We start from the raw sequence: 15915 nt of genomic DNA, 5'->3' as shown, positions 1-15915 counted from the left end.
CGTCCTCGACACGGCGGTGCGGGGCCTGTTCGGCACGTGCTCCTGGGTCGGCTGTGATCGGCCCGCGTGGCGGTGCGATCTGGATCATGTCACCGAATACAACCACACCGACCCCGGTTCGGGTGGGCCGACGTGTGCATGCAACCTCAACCCCAAATGCCGCTTCCACCACGGCCTGAAAACCCACACCCGCGGCTGGCTCGACGACCAGATCACCGACGCCCACGGCACCGTCTGGACCGAGATCACCACCCCCGAAGGCATCACCGTCCGCCGGCAGGCCGCCAACACCTGGCTGCTCCCCGAACTCGGCATGCTCCCCTGCGACCACAACACCCCCACCGGGGCGACACGCCGAACAACCGGACACGCCGAGAACGCACCAAAACGCACACGGACCCGTCTCGAGGCCAAACACCGATACCGAATGCAGCAACGGGCGATCAACCGCCGCCACCGCGAAACCGAAGAAGCACTCGCCGCACTCAACTCCACCGACGACGGCCTGCCGCCCTTCTGAGCCCGCCGCCCTTCTGAGCCCGCCGCCCTTCTGAGCCCGACCGCCCTTCTGACCCGACCGTCCTTCTGACGCCCGCCCCCTCAGCGACACTCCCGTCAGCGACACTCCCGTGAGGGGCGGTCCGCCAGGTACGCGGCGACCGCGTCGTACTGCGGAAGGAGCCCGGACTCCTGCGCCTGCGCCAACGATGGGGCTGCGGTGTCCTTCCCCGACATCACATAGTCGAGAGGTGTCCCGTCACGTCCGACTGTCGGCCAATCGATTCCCAAAGCCGGGTCCATCGGGTTGATCCCGTGCTCCCCCGACGGGTTGTAGCCGGCCGAGCACAGGTACGTCACCGTGGAGCCGTCCGCCAGCGACAACAACGCGTGCCCCAATCCTTCGGCCAGGTACACCGCTCGGCGGTCGACGTCGTCGAGCAGCACGGTGTCGTGGCGACCGAACGTCGGCGACCCGACACGAAGGTCGACGATCACGTCGAGAAACGCCCCCGCCGCAGCCTGCACGTACTTGGCCTGCCCCGGTGGGACGTCTGCGAAGTGGACGCCGCGCAGCACCCCGGCCGCCGAGACCGACGAACTCACCTGCGCCAGATCGAAGCGGTGCCCGATGGTCGCCTCCACCACATCGGCCTTGAAGGCCTCGAGGAAGAGGCCCCGGTCGTCCCCGTGGAGCACCGGTGTGAACTCCCAGGCCCCGTCGATGCACAGGGGTCGAACGTCCATTGTCTACAGCTCCCGTCCACGGTCCAGCAGGTCGAGAAGGTAGTCGCCGTATCCCGACTTCACCAGGCCGCGCGCCGTGGTGCGCAGTTCGTCGTCGTCCAGGTAGCCGAGGCGCCAGGCGATCTCCTCGGGGACCCCGATCTTGAGGCCCTGCCGCTGCTCGACGGTGCGGACGAAGTTGCCCGCCTCGAGCAGTGAGTCGACGGTCCCGGTGTCGAGCCACGCCGTGCCGCGCGGCAGCACCGTCACGTGCAGTGCGCCGCGACGCAGATACTCCCGATTCACGTCCGTGATCTCGTACTCTCCGCGTGCCGAGGGAGTGAGGCCCGACGCGATCTCGACGACGTCGTTGTCGTAGAAGTAGAGGCCAGGCACCGCGTACCGCGACGCCGGTCGCGCCGGCTTTTCCTCCAGCGACACGGCGGTGCCGTTCTCGTTGAACTCGACGACGCCGTACGCCGACGGGTCGGCCACGCGGTAGGCGAAGATCGCCCCGCCGGAGACGTCGCCGAATCCCTGCAGGCGACTCCCGAGCCCCGGCCCGTAGAAGATGTTGTCGCCCAGCACGAGCGCCACGGCATCGTCGCCGATGTGGTCGGCACCGAGGACGAACGCCTGCGCCAATCCGTTCGGCTCCTCCTGAACCGTGTAGCCGATCCGAACACCGAACTGCGATCCGTCACCGAGCAGACGCTCGAATGCGTCGCGGTCGGCCGGTGCGGTGACGACGAGGATGTCGCGGATGCCCGCGAGCATGAGCGTCGAGAGCGGGTAGTAGATCATCGGTTTGTCGTAGACGGGCACCAGCTGTTTGCTCACCCCCAGCGTGATGGGGTGCAGACGCGAGCCGGTGCCGCCCGCGAGGATGATTCCGCGCATGCGACCAGCCTATCGGTACAGTCGTACGGGTCAGGAGCGCCGATCGGCGTTTCGTCGCCCACGGATCGACGAGGAGAACGACGCATGCGGGTGCTGGTGACCGGCGGGGCCGGTTTCATCGGAGCCAACTTCGTTCTGCGGACCCTGGCGACCCGGCCGGATGCCACTCTCACGGTCCTCGACAAGTTCACCTACGCGGCCAACCCGTCGACGCTGGAGTCCGTCGCCGACCGGGTCGACGTGGTGCGCGGCGACATCGCCGACGCAGCGCTCGTCGACCGCCTCGTCGCCGAGACCGACCTGGTGGTGAACTTCGCCGCCGAATCCCACAACGACAACTCGCTCGCCGACCCGTCGGTGTTCGTGCAGACCAACCTCGTCGGCACGTACACCCTGCTCGAAGCGGTCCGTCGGCACGGGGTCCGTCTCCACCACGTCAGCACCGACGAGGTCTACGGCGACCTCGACCTGAACGATCCGGTGCGATTCACCGAGTCCACCGCGTACAACCCGTCGAGCCCCTACAGCGCCACCAAGGCCGGCAGCGACCTGCTGGTGCGCGCGTGGGTGCGCTCCTTCGACGTCGCGGCGACCCTGTCGAACTGCTCGAACAACTACGGGCCCTACCAGCACATCGAGAAGTTCATCCCCCGGCAGATCACCAACGTCCTCACCGGTATCCGCCCCAAGCTGTACGGGGACGGACGGAACGTCCGCGACTGGATTCACGTCGACGACCACAACGACGCCGTGTGGGCGATCATCGACCGCGGCCGGCTCGGCGAGACGTATCTCATCGGGGCCGACGGGGAGGTCGACAACCGGACGGTGGTGCAGCAGATCCTGACCCTTCTCGACCACCCCGCCGACGCCTTCGACTTCGTCACCGACCGTCCCGGGCACGACCGCCGATACGCGATCGACCCGACGCGCCTGCGCACCGAACTCGGTTGGACGCCGACGTACACCGATTTCGCGGCGGGTCTGGCCGCCACCGTCGACTGGTATCGCACTCATCGTGAATGGTGGGCGCCCCACAAGGACGCCGTCGAGTCCGGTTACTCCGCCACCCAGCAGACCCTCGACTGATCGGAAGCCCATGCGTGTACTCATCACCGGCGGCGCCGGCTACATCGGATCCCACACGGTCCTGGAGGTGCTCGCCGCCGGTCACGACGCCGTGATCGCCGATGATTTCAGCAATGCGCGGCCCGCGGTCGTCGACCGTCTCGAGGAGTTGGCCGGCAGGCCGATCGAGGTGCATCGGATCGACGTCACCGACGAGGCCGCCACGGACACGCTGTTCGCCGACGGGCGGTTCGACGCCGTCATCCATTTCGCCGGTTTCAAGGCCGTCGGGGAGTCGGTCGCCGAACCGCTGAACTATTACCGCAACAACCTCGACAGTGCGCTGACCGTGCTGCGGGCGATGGACGCCCACGGTGTGCGTCGCTTCGTGTTCTCCTCGTCGGCCACCGTGTACGGCGAGAACCCCGTCCTGGAGCGCACCGAGGACATGCCGACGTCGGCCACCAACCCGTACGGCTGGACGAAGGTGATGATCGAGCAGATGCTCCGCGACCTCGCGGTCGCCGACGACACGTGGCGGATCGCGGTGCTGCGGTACTTCAACCCGGTCGGCGCGCATCGCAGCGGGCGCATCGGGGAGGATCCCAGCGGTCTGCCGAACAATCTCATGCCGTTCGTCGCGCAGGTGGCCGTCGGCCGACGCGAACGCCTGTCGGTGTTCGGGGACGACTACGACACCGTCGACGGGACGGGCGTGCGCGACTACATCCACGTCGACGATCTGGCGTCCGGACACGTCGCGGCGCTGGAGCGGCTCGGTGAGATCACCGAGCCGTGGTCGGTGTGGAACCTGGGCAGCGGCGAGCCGGTGTCGGTCCTGCAGTTGGTGAACGCCTTCTCCCGCGCCTCGGGGCGACCGATCCCGTACGACGTCGTCGCCCGCCGTCCCGGTGACCTGCCGGCCTACTGGGCCGACCCGTCGAAGGCGAACGCCGAACTCGGCTGGCGGGCGACCCGCACCGTCGACGACATGTGCGCCGACACGTGGCGCTGGCAGTCGCAGAATCCCGACGGCTACCCGGCCTGAGCCTCGCTGGCGCATACATCGTTCGAATGACACCGATTACCTCCTCGGACGGATGTGGACGCATTGTCGGTCGGCAAGACTCGCAGCCATGCGACACTCCGACAGGATTCGACCATCCGTCCGCGCTGCGGCGATCACCCTCCTCGGGACGCTGATCGCCGTGACGTCTTTCACCGGAGCGGGCCCGGTCCGCGCCGTGACCGGCGGAGTGCCGACACCGTCGGGCTCGGCGCCCTGGTTCGCGACCGTCCTGTTCAGCGAATCGTTTACCGCCCGTCTGCCGCCGATGCAGCGCGCGCTGCTGGCGGATCCGGTGAATCGGGCGCACTGCGGCGGCGCCCTGGTGTCACCGACCCGCGTGGTAACGGCGGCACACTGCGTCATCGACGGCCACGGCCGCCCGCTGCGGCGGACCGATCTGCGCGTCCGGCTCGGCGACCCGCCGTTGAGCTCACCACAGCGATCGCTGTCGATCACGCGCATCGAGGCGTCACCGTACTTCCGTCTCATCGACACGGGCAATGGGCCGGATGCGGCGGCCGCGTCGTCAGACGTCGCGGTGATCACGCTCGCGCGGCCGACGGCGGCCACACCGTTGCGGATCGGCGGCACCCCGACGCCGGGCACGCGGGTGCGACTGTACGGTCACGGCTACCGGACCGGACACGGACCGGTATGGCGTCAGCGAACCGATCGGCTCATGCAGGCAGATCTGACCGTACTGACCCCGCAGCGGGCTCGGCGCCACTGGTCCGGTGCCGCCGCGCTCCCCGATCTGGTCTATGTGGGTTCCCCCACCGCCGCCCCGGGATTCGGGGATTCGGGTGGGCCGGTCGTCGCTCTGCGGGGCCGCGCCCCGGTGCTTGTCGGCATCTTCTCGTTCTCGTCGGAGGTCATCGACGGGCGCGCCGCCGACACCCCGGGGTTCGCCGCAGCCACCGGCACCGGTGCGCTGCCGAGCGGGTGGACCGGTCAGCGAGACGCCTGAGCCAGCTCGACTTCCTGCTCGGCGGCGGGCAGGGTGTGCGGCCCGGCGAGCCGGCTCCGGTTGGCTGCCGCCACGACGGCGGCGCCGAGCGCCGTCATCGCTATGCCGAACCCGAACATCTGCCCGTAGCCGATCCTGGGGAAGGTCTCCGTCACCCACGCCATGATCGCCGGCGATGCGAACCCGAGGTAGGTGAGCGTGTAGAAGACGGCGGTGAGGCCAGCGAGATCGTCGGGGCCGGCGATCCGCTGGACTTCGAGGAGCCCCGAGATCAACGCCATGCCGTAACCGAATCCGAGGACGATCGCGGCGACGATCGCGAGCGGCACCGACGGTGCTGCGACCACTCCGATCGCCAGGAGCAGGCCGGCGGCGACGAAGGCGAGCGCCACGAGCATGGTCCGCGATGAGCCGGGGCGGTCGATTCGCTTGCCGAGCGATTGGATGAAGAATCCGGCGGCGAGGCCCGCCACGCAGCACAGTCCGGCGAAGGCGATGGCGACCCCCGGGGTCTGGGCGGTCATGAGCGCCGGGATCACGGCATACGCCACCGCGCACGCACCGAACACCCACGGTGCGACGGGACCGATCAGCAGCCAGAATCGCGGGCGGAGTGCCGACGGGATCGTCAGATCGTCGCGCAACCGGGTGCCGTCGTCGCGGCGTCTCCGCGTCTCCGGTGTCGCGCGGATCAGGATGAGCGACGCGACCGCGAGCGCGATGTTGATCAGGTATGCGAGCTGACCGGGCAGCGGGGCCCACTGCGCCAGGACCGCGGCCACACCCGCGCCGACACCGAAGCCGGCGGTGAGGCTCAGCGCGGCGCGCCGGGCGCCCGCCGTCGGCGAGTCGCCCACCCGGTCGGAGAGCTCCTTGATCCACGACCCGCCGACCGCCATCGCGAGCCCCAGCGCCACACCGCTGCAGACGCGGCCCGCGGCGAGCAGGGGCACGGAGTGTTCACCGGCGGCGAGCAGGGCCGAGCCGGCGGCGGCGATGACCGGCGAGGGGACCATCAGCATGCGGCGGCCGTAGCGGTCCGAGAGGGGGCCGCCGATCAGGAGTGCCGGAACGATGCCGAGCACGTAGAGGAACAGGAGGGTGTCGACGGTGACGGCCGACATGTGGGATGCGGTCCGGTACATCACCAGCAGCGGTGTGAACTGGTTTCCGCCCCACGCCGCGGTGAAGACGGCCAGTGCGACCGCCGGCCATCCGGTGGTCGCCGCGCGGGCGCGTGCCGCCGCGCTCATCGGACAGCCCCGTCGGCTCCGTGCACCCCGTCGTTTCCGTGCACCCCGTCGGTTCCATGTACGCCGGCCAGGTGGGAGCGCAGCAGCCAGGCGAAACGCTCACCGTCCGCAGCACGGAGCACCTCGGCGAGTTCGGCGTGATCGTCGAGGATCCGCCCGGTGACGTCTCCGTCGCGGCGGAGCCGGTCGGCGGTCATGCGGCGGTGACGTTCGCCGAGGGACGTGTAGAAGTCCGCGAGGAGGCCGTTGCGTCCGGCCGCGACGATGAGCTGATGGAATTCGGCGTCCAGCCGCGCGAACTCGGCGGGGTCGGCCGATCCCGCAGCACGGTGTCGGGCGAGGTTGTCGTCGAGTCGTCCCGCGAGGTCGGCGACGGCTGCGGGATCGTCGACCACCGACTCGACGGCGTGACTCTCGACGAGGACGCGGGCGTCGAGCACTTCGCGCGCCTCACGCTCGCCGATCGGCACGATGAGAGCGCCCTTCTTCGGGTAGAGCCGCATCCACCCCTCGGCGGCGAGACGTAGGAACGCCTCCCGCACCGGTGTTCTGCTGACCTCGCATCGGTCGGCGATCTCACCTTCGCTGATCATCTCGCCACCGGGAAGGTCGCAGGTCAAGATGAGCTCCTTGACTTCGTCGTACACCCGATCCGCTGATGAATACGTCATAGACACAAGATGTATGGTACCGCTCCTCGTCGTCGAAGCGCACCGCCGGGTCGCCGGCCGGGGCCGCGCGGAGCACCGCCGGCCGTCGGTGGCAGAATCGACCGACAGATCCGCGCGGCGCATCCCTGACCGACGCGGCCCTGAGCCACTGCCGAGCGGCAGGAGCCGACCGGCTCCCCCCGGTGTGACAGTCCCCGGCACGATGCCGCAGCCGACGCCACGGCGCCATCGTGTCCCGACCACGAACAGCGGCGACCACGGCGATGCGCCGCCGCAAGGAGCAGCACGTGACCAGCACCCAGAACCCGACCACCACGGCCGAGACCGCCATCGGCGAGCACCCCATCACCGACGACGAGATCTTCATGGCGCACACCGGAGGCAAGCTGTCCGTGGAGTTGCGGGCACCCCTCGCCACCGCGCGCGACCTGTCCATCGCATACACGCCGGGCGTCGCTCAGGTGTCGCGGGCGATCGCCGACGACCGCGCCCTGGTGAACGAGTACACCTGGACCGATCGGCTGGTCGCCGTCGTCTCCGACGGCACCGCCGTCCTCGGCCTCGGCGACGTGGGGCCCCGCGCCTCACTCCCGGTCATGGAGGGCAAGGCCGCGTTGTTCCGCAGCTTCGCCGGGCTGAACGCGATCCCGCTCGTCCTCGACACCACCGACCCCGACGAGATCGTCGAGACGCTCGTGCGTCTGCGGCCGAGCTTCGGCGCGGTGAACCTGGAGGACATCTCGGCGCCCCGGTGTTTCGAGATCGAACGCCGAGTCGTCGAGGCGCTGGACTGCCCGGTCATGCACGACGATCAGCACGGCACCGCGATCGTCGTGCTGGCGGCACTCAAGGGCGCGGTGCGCCATCTGGGCCGATCGCTGGCCGGTCTCCGCGTGGTGGTGTCCGGCGCGGGCGCCGCCGGCGTCGCCTGCGCAGAGATCCTCCGGGCGGCCGGTGTCGACGACATCGTGGTCCTCGATTCGCGCGGGATCATCGGCGGCCACCGCACCGATCTCGTCGGCTACAAGACCGACCTCGCGGCGTGGACCAATCCGCGCGGCCTCACCGGCGGTGTCGCGGAGGCCCTCGTCGGCGCCGACGTGTTCGTCGGCGTCTCGGCGGGCACCGTCGACGAACACTGTGTGGCGTCGATGGCCGACGACGCGATCGTGTTCGCCCTGTCGAATCCCGATCCGGAGATCCACCCGGAGGTCGCCCTCCGGCACGCCGCCGTCGTCGCGACCGGTCGCAGCGACTTCCCGAACCAGATCAACAACGTCCTGGCGTTTCCGGGCGTCTTCGCCGGCGCACTCGATGCGGGTGCACGTCGGATCACCGAGGGCATGAAGATCGCCGCCGCCCAGGCGATCTGCGATGTCGTCGGCGACGACCTCGCCGCCGATCGCATCGTCCCGAGCCCGCTGGACGACCGCGTGGCCCCCGCGGTGGCGGCGGCCGTCGCCGCGGCCGCCCGAACCGACGGCGTCGCGGACTGACCTGTGTGGGATCGTGCCGAGTTCGACCTCGACGCCTACCTGCGCAGCATCGGCGTCGCGTCCGTTCCGGCGCCGTCACTCGACGCACTGCGTTCACTTCACCGGGCCCACGTCACCGCGATTCCGTTCGAGAACCTGTCGCTGATCGCCGGCCGGACGGTGTCGACCGACATCGACGACGTGCAGCGCAAGCTCGTCGCCGACCGTCGCGGCGGCTACTGCTTCGAACACGCGACGCTGTTCGCGGCGGCCCTCTCGCGGATCGGGTTTCGATTCAGCGCCGTCCGCGGACGGGTGACGCTCGGCAGTCGCGACATCCGGCCGGCCACGCACGCGCTGCTGCTCGTTGAGTTCGACGACGGCTCGCGCCATCTGTGCGACGTGGGATTCGGTCGCGGCCCGCTCGAACCCCTCCCCCTCGTCGCCGGCGACGTGTCCGTCCAGGAGGGGTGGCGGTTCCGTCTCACCGACGCGACGGACAGCGGTGGGGACGCCGTGCTCCGCCCCGAGCGGTGGACCCTGTGGCACCACGCGGGACGGTGGGTCGATCGCCATGTCTTCACACTCGACCCGGCCTTTCCGGTCGACTTCGCGGTCGGCAACCACTACGTCGCGACGGCCGAGCGTTCGCCGTTCCGCGCACGGACGTTCGTGCAGCGGTTCACCCCCGACGAGCACCACGTGCTCGACGGGACGTCGTGGACGCGTACCACCCCCGACGGCGAGGAGACCGTGCGCCAGGTGGCGCCCGCCGACATTCCCGGCCTCCTGAGCGACGTCTTCGACATCGTGCTCGACCCCGGGGACGGTGCGGCGGTCGTCGCTGCGGAAACCCGCCGCGGGCGGCGCGCCACCGGATGAGTCCCCCGTTTTGCTTGCATGCCGGGCCACTCGGTACGATCGTCAGCGCTGCCCTCACGGGGAGCACGCCGCCTTAGCTCAGTCGGCAGAGCGATTCACTCGTAATGAATAGGTCAGGAGTTCGATTCTCCTAGGCGGCTCACGACAACGCAGGCCAGAACTCGATTCTGGCCTGCGTTTCGCTTTTCCGGCTCCCCGGAATCCTGAACCTCCCTCTCCCGCCCGCCGCCGCCTCCGGTGTTCCACGACTGGACGATCCCCGCGTCGACGGGACGGCGGCGGCGTCCGCCGCAGCGGACGCGCCCGATACCGCGTTGATCTACGTCACACGACCCCCAAACTAACCGGACCACGGTCCACCGCTTCGTCCGAATAGTCGGCAATAGTCCATCAAACGACTGACCAGCAATTTTGTGTCGTTACTGTTCCGTTATCGATCAGGATTCATGGTCACGGGACGCTAACGTGGTTCGACGCCCATCGAACTTGAAGGGTTGTTTTCGCCCCTAAGCATGGGACTTTGGTCCCTAGTCCGGCTTTACAAGCGAGTATGGCGTCCATATAGTCCACCGTGGCTAGCTATGAACGACATAAGATTTCCGTTCAGGGAAGCTGTGTCCCACTGCCATCTCTCACCAGGAGGAAGAAATATGAAGGAAACCTCAGTCGGCCACAAGGTCGCTGCCGGTGCCGGGGGCTGCTCCTCGCGGTGACTGGCACTGTCGCGACAGCGGCGACCGCCGATGCCCGCGTCACGCCCCAGAACCCGAGCGGATACGTCCGCGAGGTCGTCAAGACCCTGAAGACCCCCGAGGGCCTGAAGGCCAAGGTCGGCTTCTCGCGCGGTAAGGCCAAGATCCAGCCGTCGCGGGCGATCACCCCGTTCTCGAACCGCTTCACCGTCTCGGGCAGCGGCTGGGGCCAGGTCACCGACTTCGGCAAGTCCAGCTCGCAGGCCGCCAACGTCGAGACCGGCTACATCGTCGCCTGCCAGGTGGGCGTGGACAGCGCCACCGCCGGTGCCGGCGCGCAGCTCGGAGCCATCGCTCTGGCGGCCTTCGGCGGCGCGCTTCCGGCCGGTGCCGCAGGTCCGTTCGCCACCGTCAGCGGCAACGTCTCGGTCACCGTCTCGCCGGGTACCGCCAAGCGCATCACCTTCGGCAACAAGTCGATCGACGCACCGCGCCTGATGGAGACCTTCGGCGTCCGGTACAACTCGGTCGAGGTCAGCGTCGACAAGTGCGGCGGCAACATCGACGCCGTCGCGTACACCACGCTGTCGACCTCGAACCGCCAGTTCGACGCCAGCAAGACGATCTACGGACAGCTCGTTCGCGTCCGTTGATCTCACCGACGGCCGGTGTGGTCCGCGTCCCGCCGCGGCACACACCGGCCGTCGTCATCTCCGCAGTTCGCGCCCGCGACCGGGTGCGGCAACTAGAATCCCGTGACGAGCACTGCCCGGGGAAGGACACCATGGGATCGAGAGCAGCGTGGACCCGCGTCGAACGGGCATCCCGTCTCGGCGCCGTCGCCGCTGGTCAGGCCGTACGAACGGGCACCAACCACGCACGCGCCAAACTCGCCGGGAATGCAGCGGCCCTCGACCGTGACGCCGAATTCCTCGACTTCATCGAGCGATTCGTCCGCACGGTCGGCAACCTGAAGGGCGCATCCCTCAAACTCGGGCAACTGCTGGCCCTGCACGGCTCGGGTCTGTCATCCCCCGAGGCCCGCGCCGAATTCGACCGCCTCATGGCACCCGTCTTCGACTCGGTGCCCCCGGTGTCCACCGCCGCCATGCGGTCGGCTCTCCGCCGCGAACTGGGGCCGCACGCCGCCGAGGTCGAGATCGACGACGAGCCGATCGCGGCCGCGTCCATCGGCCAGGTGTATCGAGGCACGTACCGCGGCAACGACGTCGCCGTCAAGATCCAGTACCCCGGGATCAGCGCCCGCGTGACCGCCGACCTCAAGAACCTCGCCCTCCTCGGCCGATCGAGCAGACGCGCGTTCCCGGGCGTCGACTTGCCGCCCATCCTCGACGAGGTGAGCCGGCAGATCAGTCAGGAACTCGACTACGTCCGCGAGGCGGAGAACCAGCTCCGCGCGCAGAGTCTCGCCGCCGGCCACCCGGTGTGGCGGATCCCGACGGTGTTCAGCCAGGTCAGCGGGCGACGCGTCCTGATCTCCGAGTATCTGCCCGGTACCCCGTTCGAGGACCTCCGCACGCTCGACGTCGCCGAGCGCGACCGCATCGGCGAAGCCGTCTACCGCTTCTACAGCGGCGGGGTGAACCGCACCGGTGAATTCTGCGCCGACCCCCACCCCGGCAACATCCTCCTCCTCGAGGACGGGCGGCTCGGCTTCCTCGACTTCGGTCTCTACACTCGCATGCCGGCCGACGCCTTCCGCGCGCAGAAGGACCTCCTCATCGCGACGATGGAGCAGCGTACCGACGAGATTCAGCGACTCCTCGTCGCGATGGGCTTCCTCGCCCCCGATGCCGGCCCCCGCCGGGCCGAGCGACTGCTCGACCTGATGACCGATGTCGCCGGTTGGTACCTCACCGAGGATCCGGTCACCGTGACCGATGACCTCGCCCAGCGCGCGACCGCGCGACTCGTCGCCATGCAGCGCGGTGCGTTCGACATCGCGCGCTACGGCACATTGACCCCGGAGCACGTCTTCGCGCGCCGCACCGAGGTCGCCATGTGCAGTCTCCTGAGCAGACTCGAGGCGACCGGCTCGTGGGGCGCCATCGTCCGCGAATGGTGCTACGACCTGCCGCCGACCACCCCGATGGGAGCGGAGATCGCCCGCTGGGAGGCCGCCCGGGCATAAGAAACGTTCGATTGTCACGGAATGTAATCGGTTGACCGACACCCGCAGGGTAATGGGCGACTCGACTGCACGCGCGCATTAGACTCGCGGGGCGCATGTCCCCCCCGTGAAAGGCCGCTTCCGTGAGAACGACCCAGCAGTCGGCTCCCGACGACACTCGTCAGGACCCCGACGCTGATCCTCGCCGTGCTCGAGTCCTCGAGTGCGCGTTCAGCCTGTTCAGCACCCTCGGGTACGGGCAGACCGGGATGTCTCAGATCGCGACCGACTCCCATGTCAGCACCGCGTGGATCTACCGGGAGTTCGGTGGAAAACGCGAACTGTTCGACGCCGTCTTCGACGACAAGGTCGGCGATTTCATCGCCGCCATCAATCCCGGTTCGGAGATCTCGGAGAAAGCGGCCTCCAAATCCGAATTCGTCGGACTTCTCCCGGAACTCGCGACGCGGACGATGTCCGTTCTCGAAACCGATCCGCGCCTGTTCACCGGACTCCTGACGAACGCCGCCAGCACGGACACCGAGATGCGGTACCGGATCCTCGGTCTCGAGGCCCTCCACGCACGTCAGGTGGCCGCGGCTTTCGACCGCGCCCTCGACCACAACTGGCTCCCCGGCGACGACCTGACGTCCACCGTGCTCGGTCACGCCGTTCTGGCCCTCGGGCTCCCCGGCGCCGTCATGTTGATCGACGGCGACATGTCGCAGCGGGACTACCTGCTCGACGCGGGAATCGAACTGAACCGCAACGGCCTGCTCGGCACGTTCTCCGACGACGACGTCACCGCGGTGATGCAGGCGCTGGAGGACTTCCGACCACCGCCGCCGCTCATCGGCGGCTCCGATCGCCGCAGCCAGCTGATGGACGCCGCCCTGTCGTGCTATCTCGAATACGGCTACTTCACGGTGACCCCGACGATCATCGCGCAGGCCGCCGGGGTCGCGTACGGCACCTTCTACACCTACTTCGAGAACCGCCGGGTCTGCCTGTGGGAGGTCGTCGACCGCGAGACGTCGCGGATCCTGGCCGCGACCAGCCTGCACCGGCCGATCCCGGTCTGCCGGTTGGAGCTCATCGCGCGGCTCACCGAACTGGTGGAGACGGCGCGGCGCTTCACCGAGGACAACCCCGACCTCGCGTCGTTCCTCGTGCTCGGGGTGGTCGGCATCGATCGGACGGCCGCCGAACGGATGGCGGAACTGTTCCTGCGGATCTGCGGGCTGGCCGGCGACTACCTGCGTCGGTGCGCGGCCGCCGGGCTGCTGCGGGAGGGCATCGACCCGGACGCCGCGGCCCAGACGCTCGTCGCCGTCGTCTTCGCCGCCATCGCCGCGCAGATCGACATCGCGGCCGCCGCGGAGCCCGCACAGATCGTCCTGCCCCTGGTCGCCATGCTGTGCGGCGGCGCCGAGGGCGTCGACATCACCGCCTGAACGCACCTGCCCGGTCTCGCCCGCCGTGCTCGCACACGCGGGTGATGAGAGGATGGCGGCATGGATCTGCGCATCTTCACCGAACCCCAGCAGGGTGCCACCTACGACGACCTCCTGCGTGTCGCGCGGGCGACCGAGGACCTCGGGTACAGCGCCTTCTTCCGATCGGATCACTACCTGGCGATGAACACCGACGGGCGGCCTGGGCCCACCGATGCCTGGTTGACGCTCGCGGCCCTCGCCGTGCAGACCTCCCGGATCCGCCTGGGCACACTGGTGACGTCGGCGACCTTCCGTCACCCCGGCCAGTTGGCGATCCAGGTGGCGCAGGTCGACCAGATGAGCGGCGGCCGAGTGGATCTCGGTCTCGGTGCCGGCTGGTACGCCGAGGAGCACGCCGCGAACTCCATCCCCTTCCCGCCGCTGGGCGAACGGTTCGACCGACTCGAGGAGAATTTCGAGATCATCACCGGCATGTGGGACACCGCCGAGGGGGAGACGTTCAGCCACGACGGCCGCCACTACTCCGTCGACTCCTCCCCCGGCCTGCCGAAGCCGACCCAGACACCGCGACCGCCCATCATCGTGGGCGGAACGGGTCCCACGCGGACCCCGCGACTGGCCGCCCGGTTCGCCGACGAGTTCAACGTCCCGTTCGCGCCCGCCGACACCGTCGAGACCATGTACGGGCGGGTCCGCGAGGCGTGTGCCGCCGCGGGCCGCGACGGTGACGAGCTGACCTACTCGGCGGCGCTCGTGCTGTGCTGCGGTCGCACCGAAGCCGAGTTCGCGCGGCGAGCCGACGCGATCGGCCGCGAACCCGACGAGCTGCGGGCCAACGGCGCCGCCGGCACCGTCGACGAGGTGGTCGCGGCCGTCGAACGTTACCGGGCCGTCGGCGCCGAACGCATCTACCTGCAGGTGCTCGACCTGTCGGATCTCGACCACCTCGAGTTGGTGGCCGACCGCGTGGCCTCCCAGCTCTGATCCGCCCGGCGGTGCGCTCGGGTCGGGGTCAGATCAACGACCCGAGCCACACGCCGACGGCGCACGCGGCGACCGATCCCACCAGCGTCACCCCGGCATAGGTCACGGCACGTCGGCCGCCGCCGGACCGCACCGTCTCGACAGATGCGGTGGAGAACGTGGTGTATCCGCCGCAGAATCCGGTACCGACGACGGTCTGCCAATCGGCGCCCGCACCCGTGGCAATCACGGCTCCGGCGACCACTCCGATGAGGAGGCAACCGGTCACGTTGATCAGGACCGTCGGACCGGGGAACGCGTCCGGCCACCGTCGGCCGAGCAGATAGTCGACGAGGTATCGGGCGACGGCACCGCAGGCCCCCGCGACCACCGTCAGCGCGAGGATCACGGGGTGGCCTCACGTGGAAGAAGCCGGCGTGCTGCTTGCATCCCCGATAGAGCAAGCAGCACGCCGGCTGTCACCGTCGCGAAGGCGTATCCGGCGGCCAGGACCACATGCTCCCCTGTGCCCAGCAGCCGCAGCTCCAACGCGAACGCACTGTAGGTGGTCAGAGATCCACAGAATCCCGTTCCCACCGCAAGCCTCACACTTCGCCGCCATCCGGCGTCGTCTCCCCGACGCGCTAACCCCTCTAATAGCGCGCCCAGGACGAAGGCCCCGACGAGGTTCACCGCGAACGTTCCCCACGGCCACTGGCCGTCGCGCGCGGGCCAGGCCTCCTCGGCCAGGACTCGCAACGCGGTTCCCGCTGCGCCTCCGACGAACACCCAGGCGATCGTCGTCGGCATCCCTCGTCGTGTCATCGCACCCTTCCCTCAGTGTCTGAGGAAAGCGTACGACCCCCGATCTCGCTCCCGTCCCGATCCGTGTCGCCGTGACACGAGCCACCCCGCGAGGACCGGCAGTGCGATCACTGCCGCGAAGACCGCCGTTCCCATCAGCGGCGCGAGGAACACGTCCGAACCCGAGTAGCCGATCGTCCCGTGATAGAGAACGGCCACCGAATAGAACAGAGCCGATGCCATGCCGAGTCGTGCAGCGACTTGCCGGACACGGCTTCGAGGTCCGTCGTTCGTCGGGATCAGGAGCATGCATCCATTGGAACCGGTGTCGATACGAGGACCCAAGCAAACACGTCGAT

At 69.0% G+C, this 15915-nt stretch carries 15 protein-coding genes, 1 tRNA gene and 1 pseudogene; 11 read left to right on the top strand and 6 right to left on the bottom strand.

Going from position 1 to position 15915, the window contains the following annotated elements:
* Positions 1-520 (top strand): annotated as a pseudogene (locus G528_RS18680) (HNH endonuclease); the annotation flags it as partial.
* Positions 521-615: 95 nt separating this feature from the next.
* On the opposite strand, the gene G528_RS0115885 reads toward G528_RS18680, so the two are convergent.
* Together G528_RS0115885 and rfbA are read right to left on the bottom strand one after the other, a co-directional pair.
* The gene (locus tag G528_RS0115885) at positions 616-1245 is read right to left on the bottom strand and encodes a dTDP-4-dehydrorhamnose 3,5-epimerase family protein (protein WP_026919811.1); all 630 of its coding nucleotides are present in this window, start codon (positions 1243-1245) and stop codon (positions 616-618) included.
* A gap of 3 nt (positions 1246-1248) precedes the next feature.
* Positions 1249-2124 carry a glucose-1-phosphate thymidylyltransferase RfbA gene (gene rfbA, locus G528_RS0115880; RefSeq protein ID WP_026919810.1) on the bottom strand — a complete coding sequence of 292 codons (876 nt, stop codon included), beginning with the start codon at positions 2122-2124 and terminating at the stop codon, positions 1249-1251.
* Positions 2125-2208: 84 nt separating this feature from the next.
* On the opposite strand from rfbA, the gene rfbB reads away from it, so the two are divergent.
* From rfbB to G528_RS17940, 3 genes are all read left to right on the top strand, one after another.
* The gene (rfbB, locus tag G528_RS0115875) at positions 2209-3213 is read left to right on the top strand and encodes a dTDP-glucose 4,6-dehydratase (protein ID WP_026919809.1); all 1005 of its coding nucleotides are present in this window, start codon (positions 2209-2211) and stop codon (positions 3211-3213) included.
* Between the two features lie 10 nt (positions 3214-3223).
* Entirely contained in the window at positions 3224-4240 is a 1017-nt protein-coding gene (gene galE / locus G528_RS0115870; protein WP_026919808.1) for a UDP-glucose 4-epimerase GalE, read from the top strand.
* 88 nt (positions 4241-4328) lie between these two features.
* A complete protein-coding gene (locus G528_RS17940; RefSeq protein ID WP_035720336.1) occupies positions 4329-5228 on the top strand; it encodes a S1 family peptidase in 900 nt (299 codons plus the stop codon).
* On the opposite strand, the gene G528_RS0115860 is transcribed toward G528_RS17940, so the two are convergent.
* Positions 5213-6481, bottom strand: a complete 1269-nt coding sequence (locus tag G528_RS0115860) for an MFS transporter (RefSeq protein ID WP_026919807.1) — start codon at positions 6479-6481, stop codon at positions 5213-5215. The genes G528_RS17940 and G528_RS0115860 overlap by 16 nt on opposite strands.
* Complete coding sequence (locus G528_RS17935; RefSeq protein ID WP_051198901.1) at positions 6478-7152, bottom strand: GntR family transcriptional regulator; 675 nt, start codon at positions 7150-7152, stop codon at positions 6478-6480. The genes G528_RS0115860 and G528_RS17935 overlap by 4 nt, the downstream gene beginning before the upstream one ends.
* A 365-nt stretch (positions 7153-7517) precedes the next feature.
* Here G528_RS17935 and G528_RS0115850 point away from each other — a divergent pair, with 365 nt between their 5' ends.
* From G528_RS0115850 to G528_RS0115820, 7 genes are all read left to right on the top strand, one after another.
* Positions 7518-8648 (top strand): NAD(P)-dependent malic enzyme, encoded by a 1131-nt coding sequence (locus G528_RS0115850; RefSeq protein ID WP_245569809.1) that lies wholly within the window; start codon positions 7518-7520, stop codon positions 8646-8648.
* Positions 8649-8651: 3 nt separating this feature from the next.
* Complete coding sequence (locus G528_RS0115845; RefSeq protein ID WP_026919805.1) at positions 8652-9509, top strand: arylamine N-acetyltransferase family protein; 858 nt, start codon at positions 8652-8654, stop codon at positions 9507-9509.
* Between the two features lie 67 nt (positions 9510-9576).
* Positions 9577-9649: transfer RNA gene (locus G528_RS0115840), tRNA-Thr, on the top strand.
* A 569-nt stretch (positions 9650-10218) separates the two neighbouring features.
* Entirely contained in the window at positions 10219-10854 is a 636-nt protein-coding gene (locus G528_RS0115835) for an MspA family porin (RefSeq protein ID WP_026919804.1), read from the top strand.
* 131 nt (positions 10855-10985) lie between these two features.
* Complete coding sequence (locus G528_RS0115830) at positions 10986-12353, top strand: ABC1 kinase family protein (RefSeq protein ID WP_026919803.1); 1368 nt, start codon at positions 10986-10988, stop codon at positions 12351-12353.
* A gap of 122 nt (positions 12354-12475) precedes the next feature.
* The gene (locus tag G528_RS0115825) at positions 12476-13786 is read left to right on the top strand and encodes a TetR/AcrR family transcriptional regulator (RefSeq protein WP_026919802.1); all 1311 of its coding nucleotides are present in this window, start codon (positions 12476-12478) and stop codon (positions 13784-13786) included.
* Between the two features lie 60 nt (positions 13787-13846).
* Positions 13847-14773, top strand: a complete 927-nt coding sequence (locus tag G528_RS0115820) for an LLM class F420-dependent oxidoreductase (protein ID WP_026919801.1) — start codon at positions 13847-13849, stop codon at positions 14771-14773.
* 28 nt (positions 14774-14801) lie between these two features.
* Here G528_RS0115820 and G528_RS0115815 read toward each other — a convergent pair whose 3' ends face one another.
* Both G528_RS0115815 and G528_RS17930 read right to left on the bottom strand, forming a co-directional pair.
* Positions 14802-15161, bottom strand: coding sequence for a fluoride efflux transporter FluC (locus G528_RS0115815; RefSeq protein ID WP_026919800.1), 360 nt, complete (start codon positions 15159-15161; stop codon positions 14802-14804).
* Positions 15158-15577 (bottom strand): fluoride efflux transporter FluC, encoded by a 420-nt coding sequence (locus tag G528_RS17930; protein ID WP_156890490.1) that lies wholly within the window; start codon positions 15575-15577, stop codon positions 15158-15160. The genes G528_RS0115815 and G528_RS17930 overlap by 4 nt, the downstream gene beginning before the upstream one ends.
* Between the last annotated feature and the right edge of the window lie 338 nt (positions 15578-15915).

The sequence above is a fragment of the Gordonia shandongensis DSM 45094 genome (assembly GCF_000423025.1).
GTDB lineage: Bacteria > Actinomycetota > Actinomycetes > Mycobacteriales > Mycobacteriaceae > Gordonia > Gordonia shandongensis.
The sequence above is the reverse complement of the archived record's forward strand: the minus strand, read 5'-3'. Positions and strand labels throughout refer to the sequence as shown.

What these genes read in the sequence shown, in the direction of transcription:
- G528_RS0115885 (WP_026919811.1), bottom strand. Translation starts at nt 1,245, where the DNA reads ATGGACGTTCGACCCCTGTGCATCGACGGGGCCTGGGAGTTCACACCG.
- rfbA (WP_026919810.1), bottom strand. Translation starts at nt 2,124, where the DNA reads ATGCGCGGAATCATCCTCGCGGGCGGCACCGGCTCGCGTCTGCACCCC.
- rfbB (WP_026919809.1), top strand. Translation starts at nt 2,209, where the DNA reads ATGCGGGTGCTGGTGACCGGCGGGGCCGGTTTCATCGGAGCCAACTTC.
- galE (WP_026919808.1), top strand. Translation starts at nt 3,224, where the DNA reads ATGCGTGTACTCATCACCGGCGGCGCCGGCTACATCGGATCCCACACG.
- G528_RS17940 (WP_035720336.1), top strand. Translation starts at nt 4,329, where the DNA reads ATGCGACACTCCGACAGGATTCGACCATCCGTCCGCGCTGCGGCGATC.
- G528_RS0115860 (WP_026919807.1), bottom strand. Translation starts at nt 6,481, where the DNA reads ATGAGCGCGGCGGCACGCGCCCGCGCGGCGACCACCGGATGGCCGGCG.
- G528_RS17935 (WP_051198901.1), bottom strand. Translation starts at nt 7,152, where the DNA reads ATGACGTATTCATCAGCGGATCGGGTGTACGACGAAGTCAAGGAGCTC.
- G528_RS0115850 (WP_245569809.1), top strand. Translation starts at nt 7,518, where the DNA reads ATGGCGCACACCGGAGGCAAGCTGTCCGTGGAGTTGCGGGCACCCCTC.
- G528_RS0115830 (WP_026919803.1), top strand. Translation starts at nt 10,986, where the DNA reads ATGGGATCGAGAGCAGCGTGGACCCGCGTCGAACGGGCATCCCGTCTC.
- G528_RS0115820 (WP_026919801.1), top strand. Translation starts at nt 13,847, where the DNA reads ATGGATCTGCGCATCTTCACCGAACCCCAGCAGGGTGCCACCTACGAC.
- G528_RS17930 (WP_156890490.1), bottom strand. Translation starts at nt 15,577, where the DNA reads ATGACACGACGAGGGATGCCGACGACGATCGCCTGGGTGTTCGTCGGA.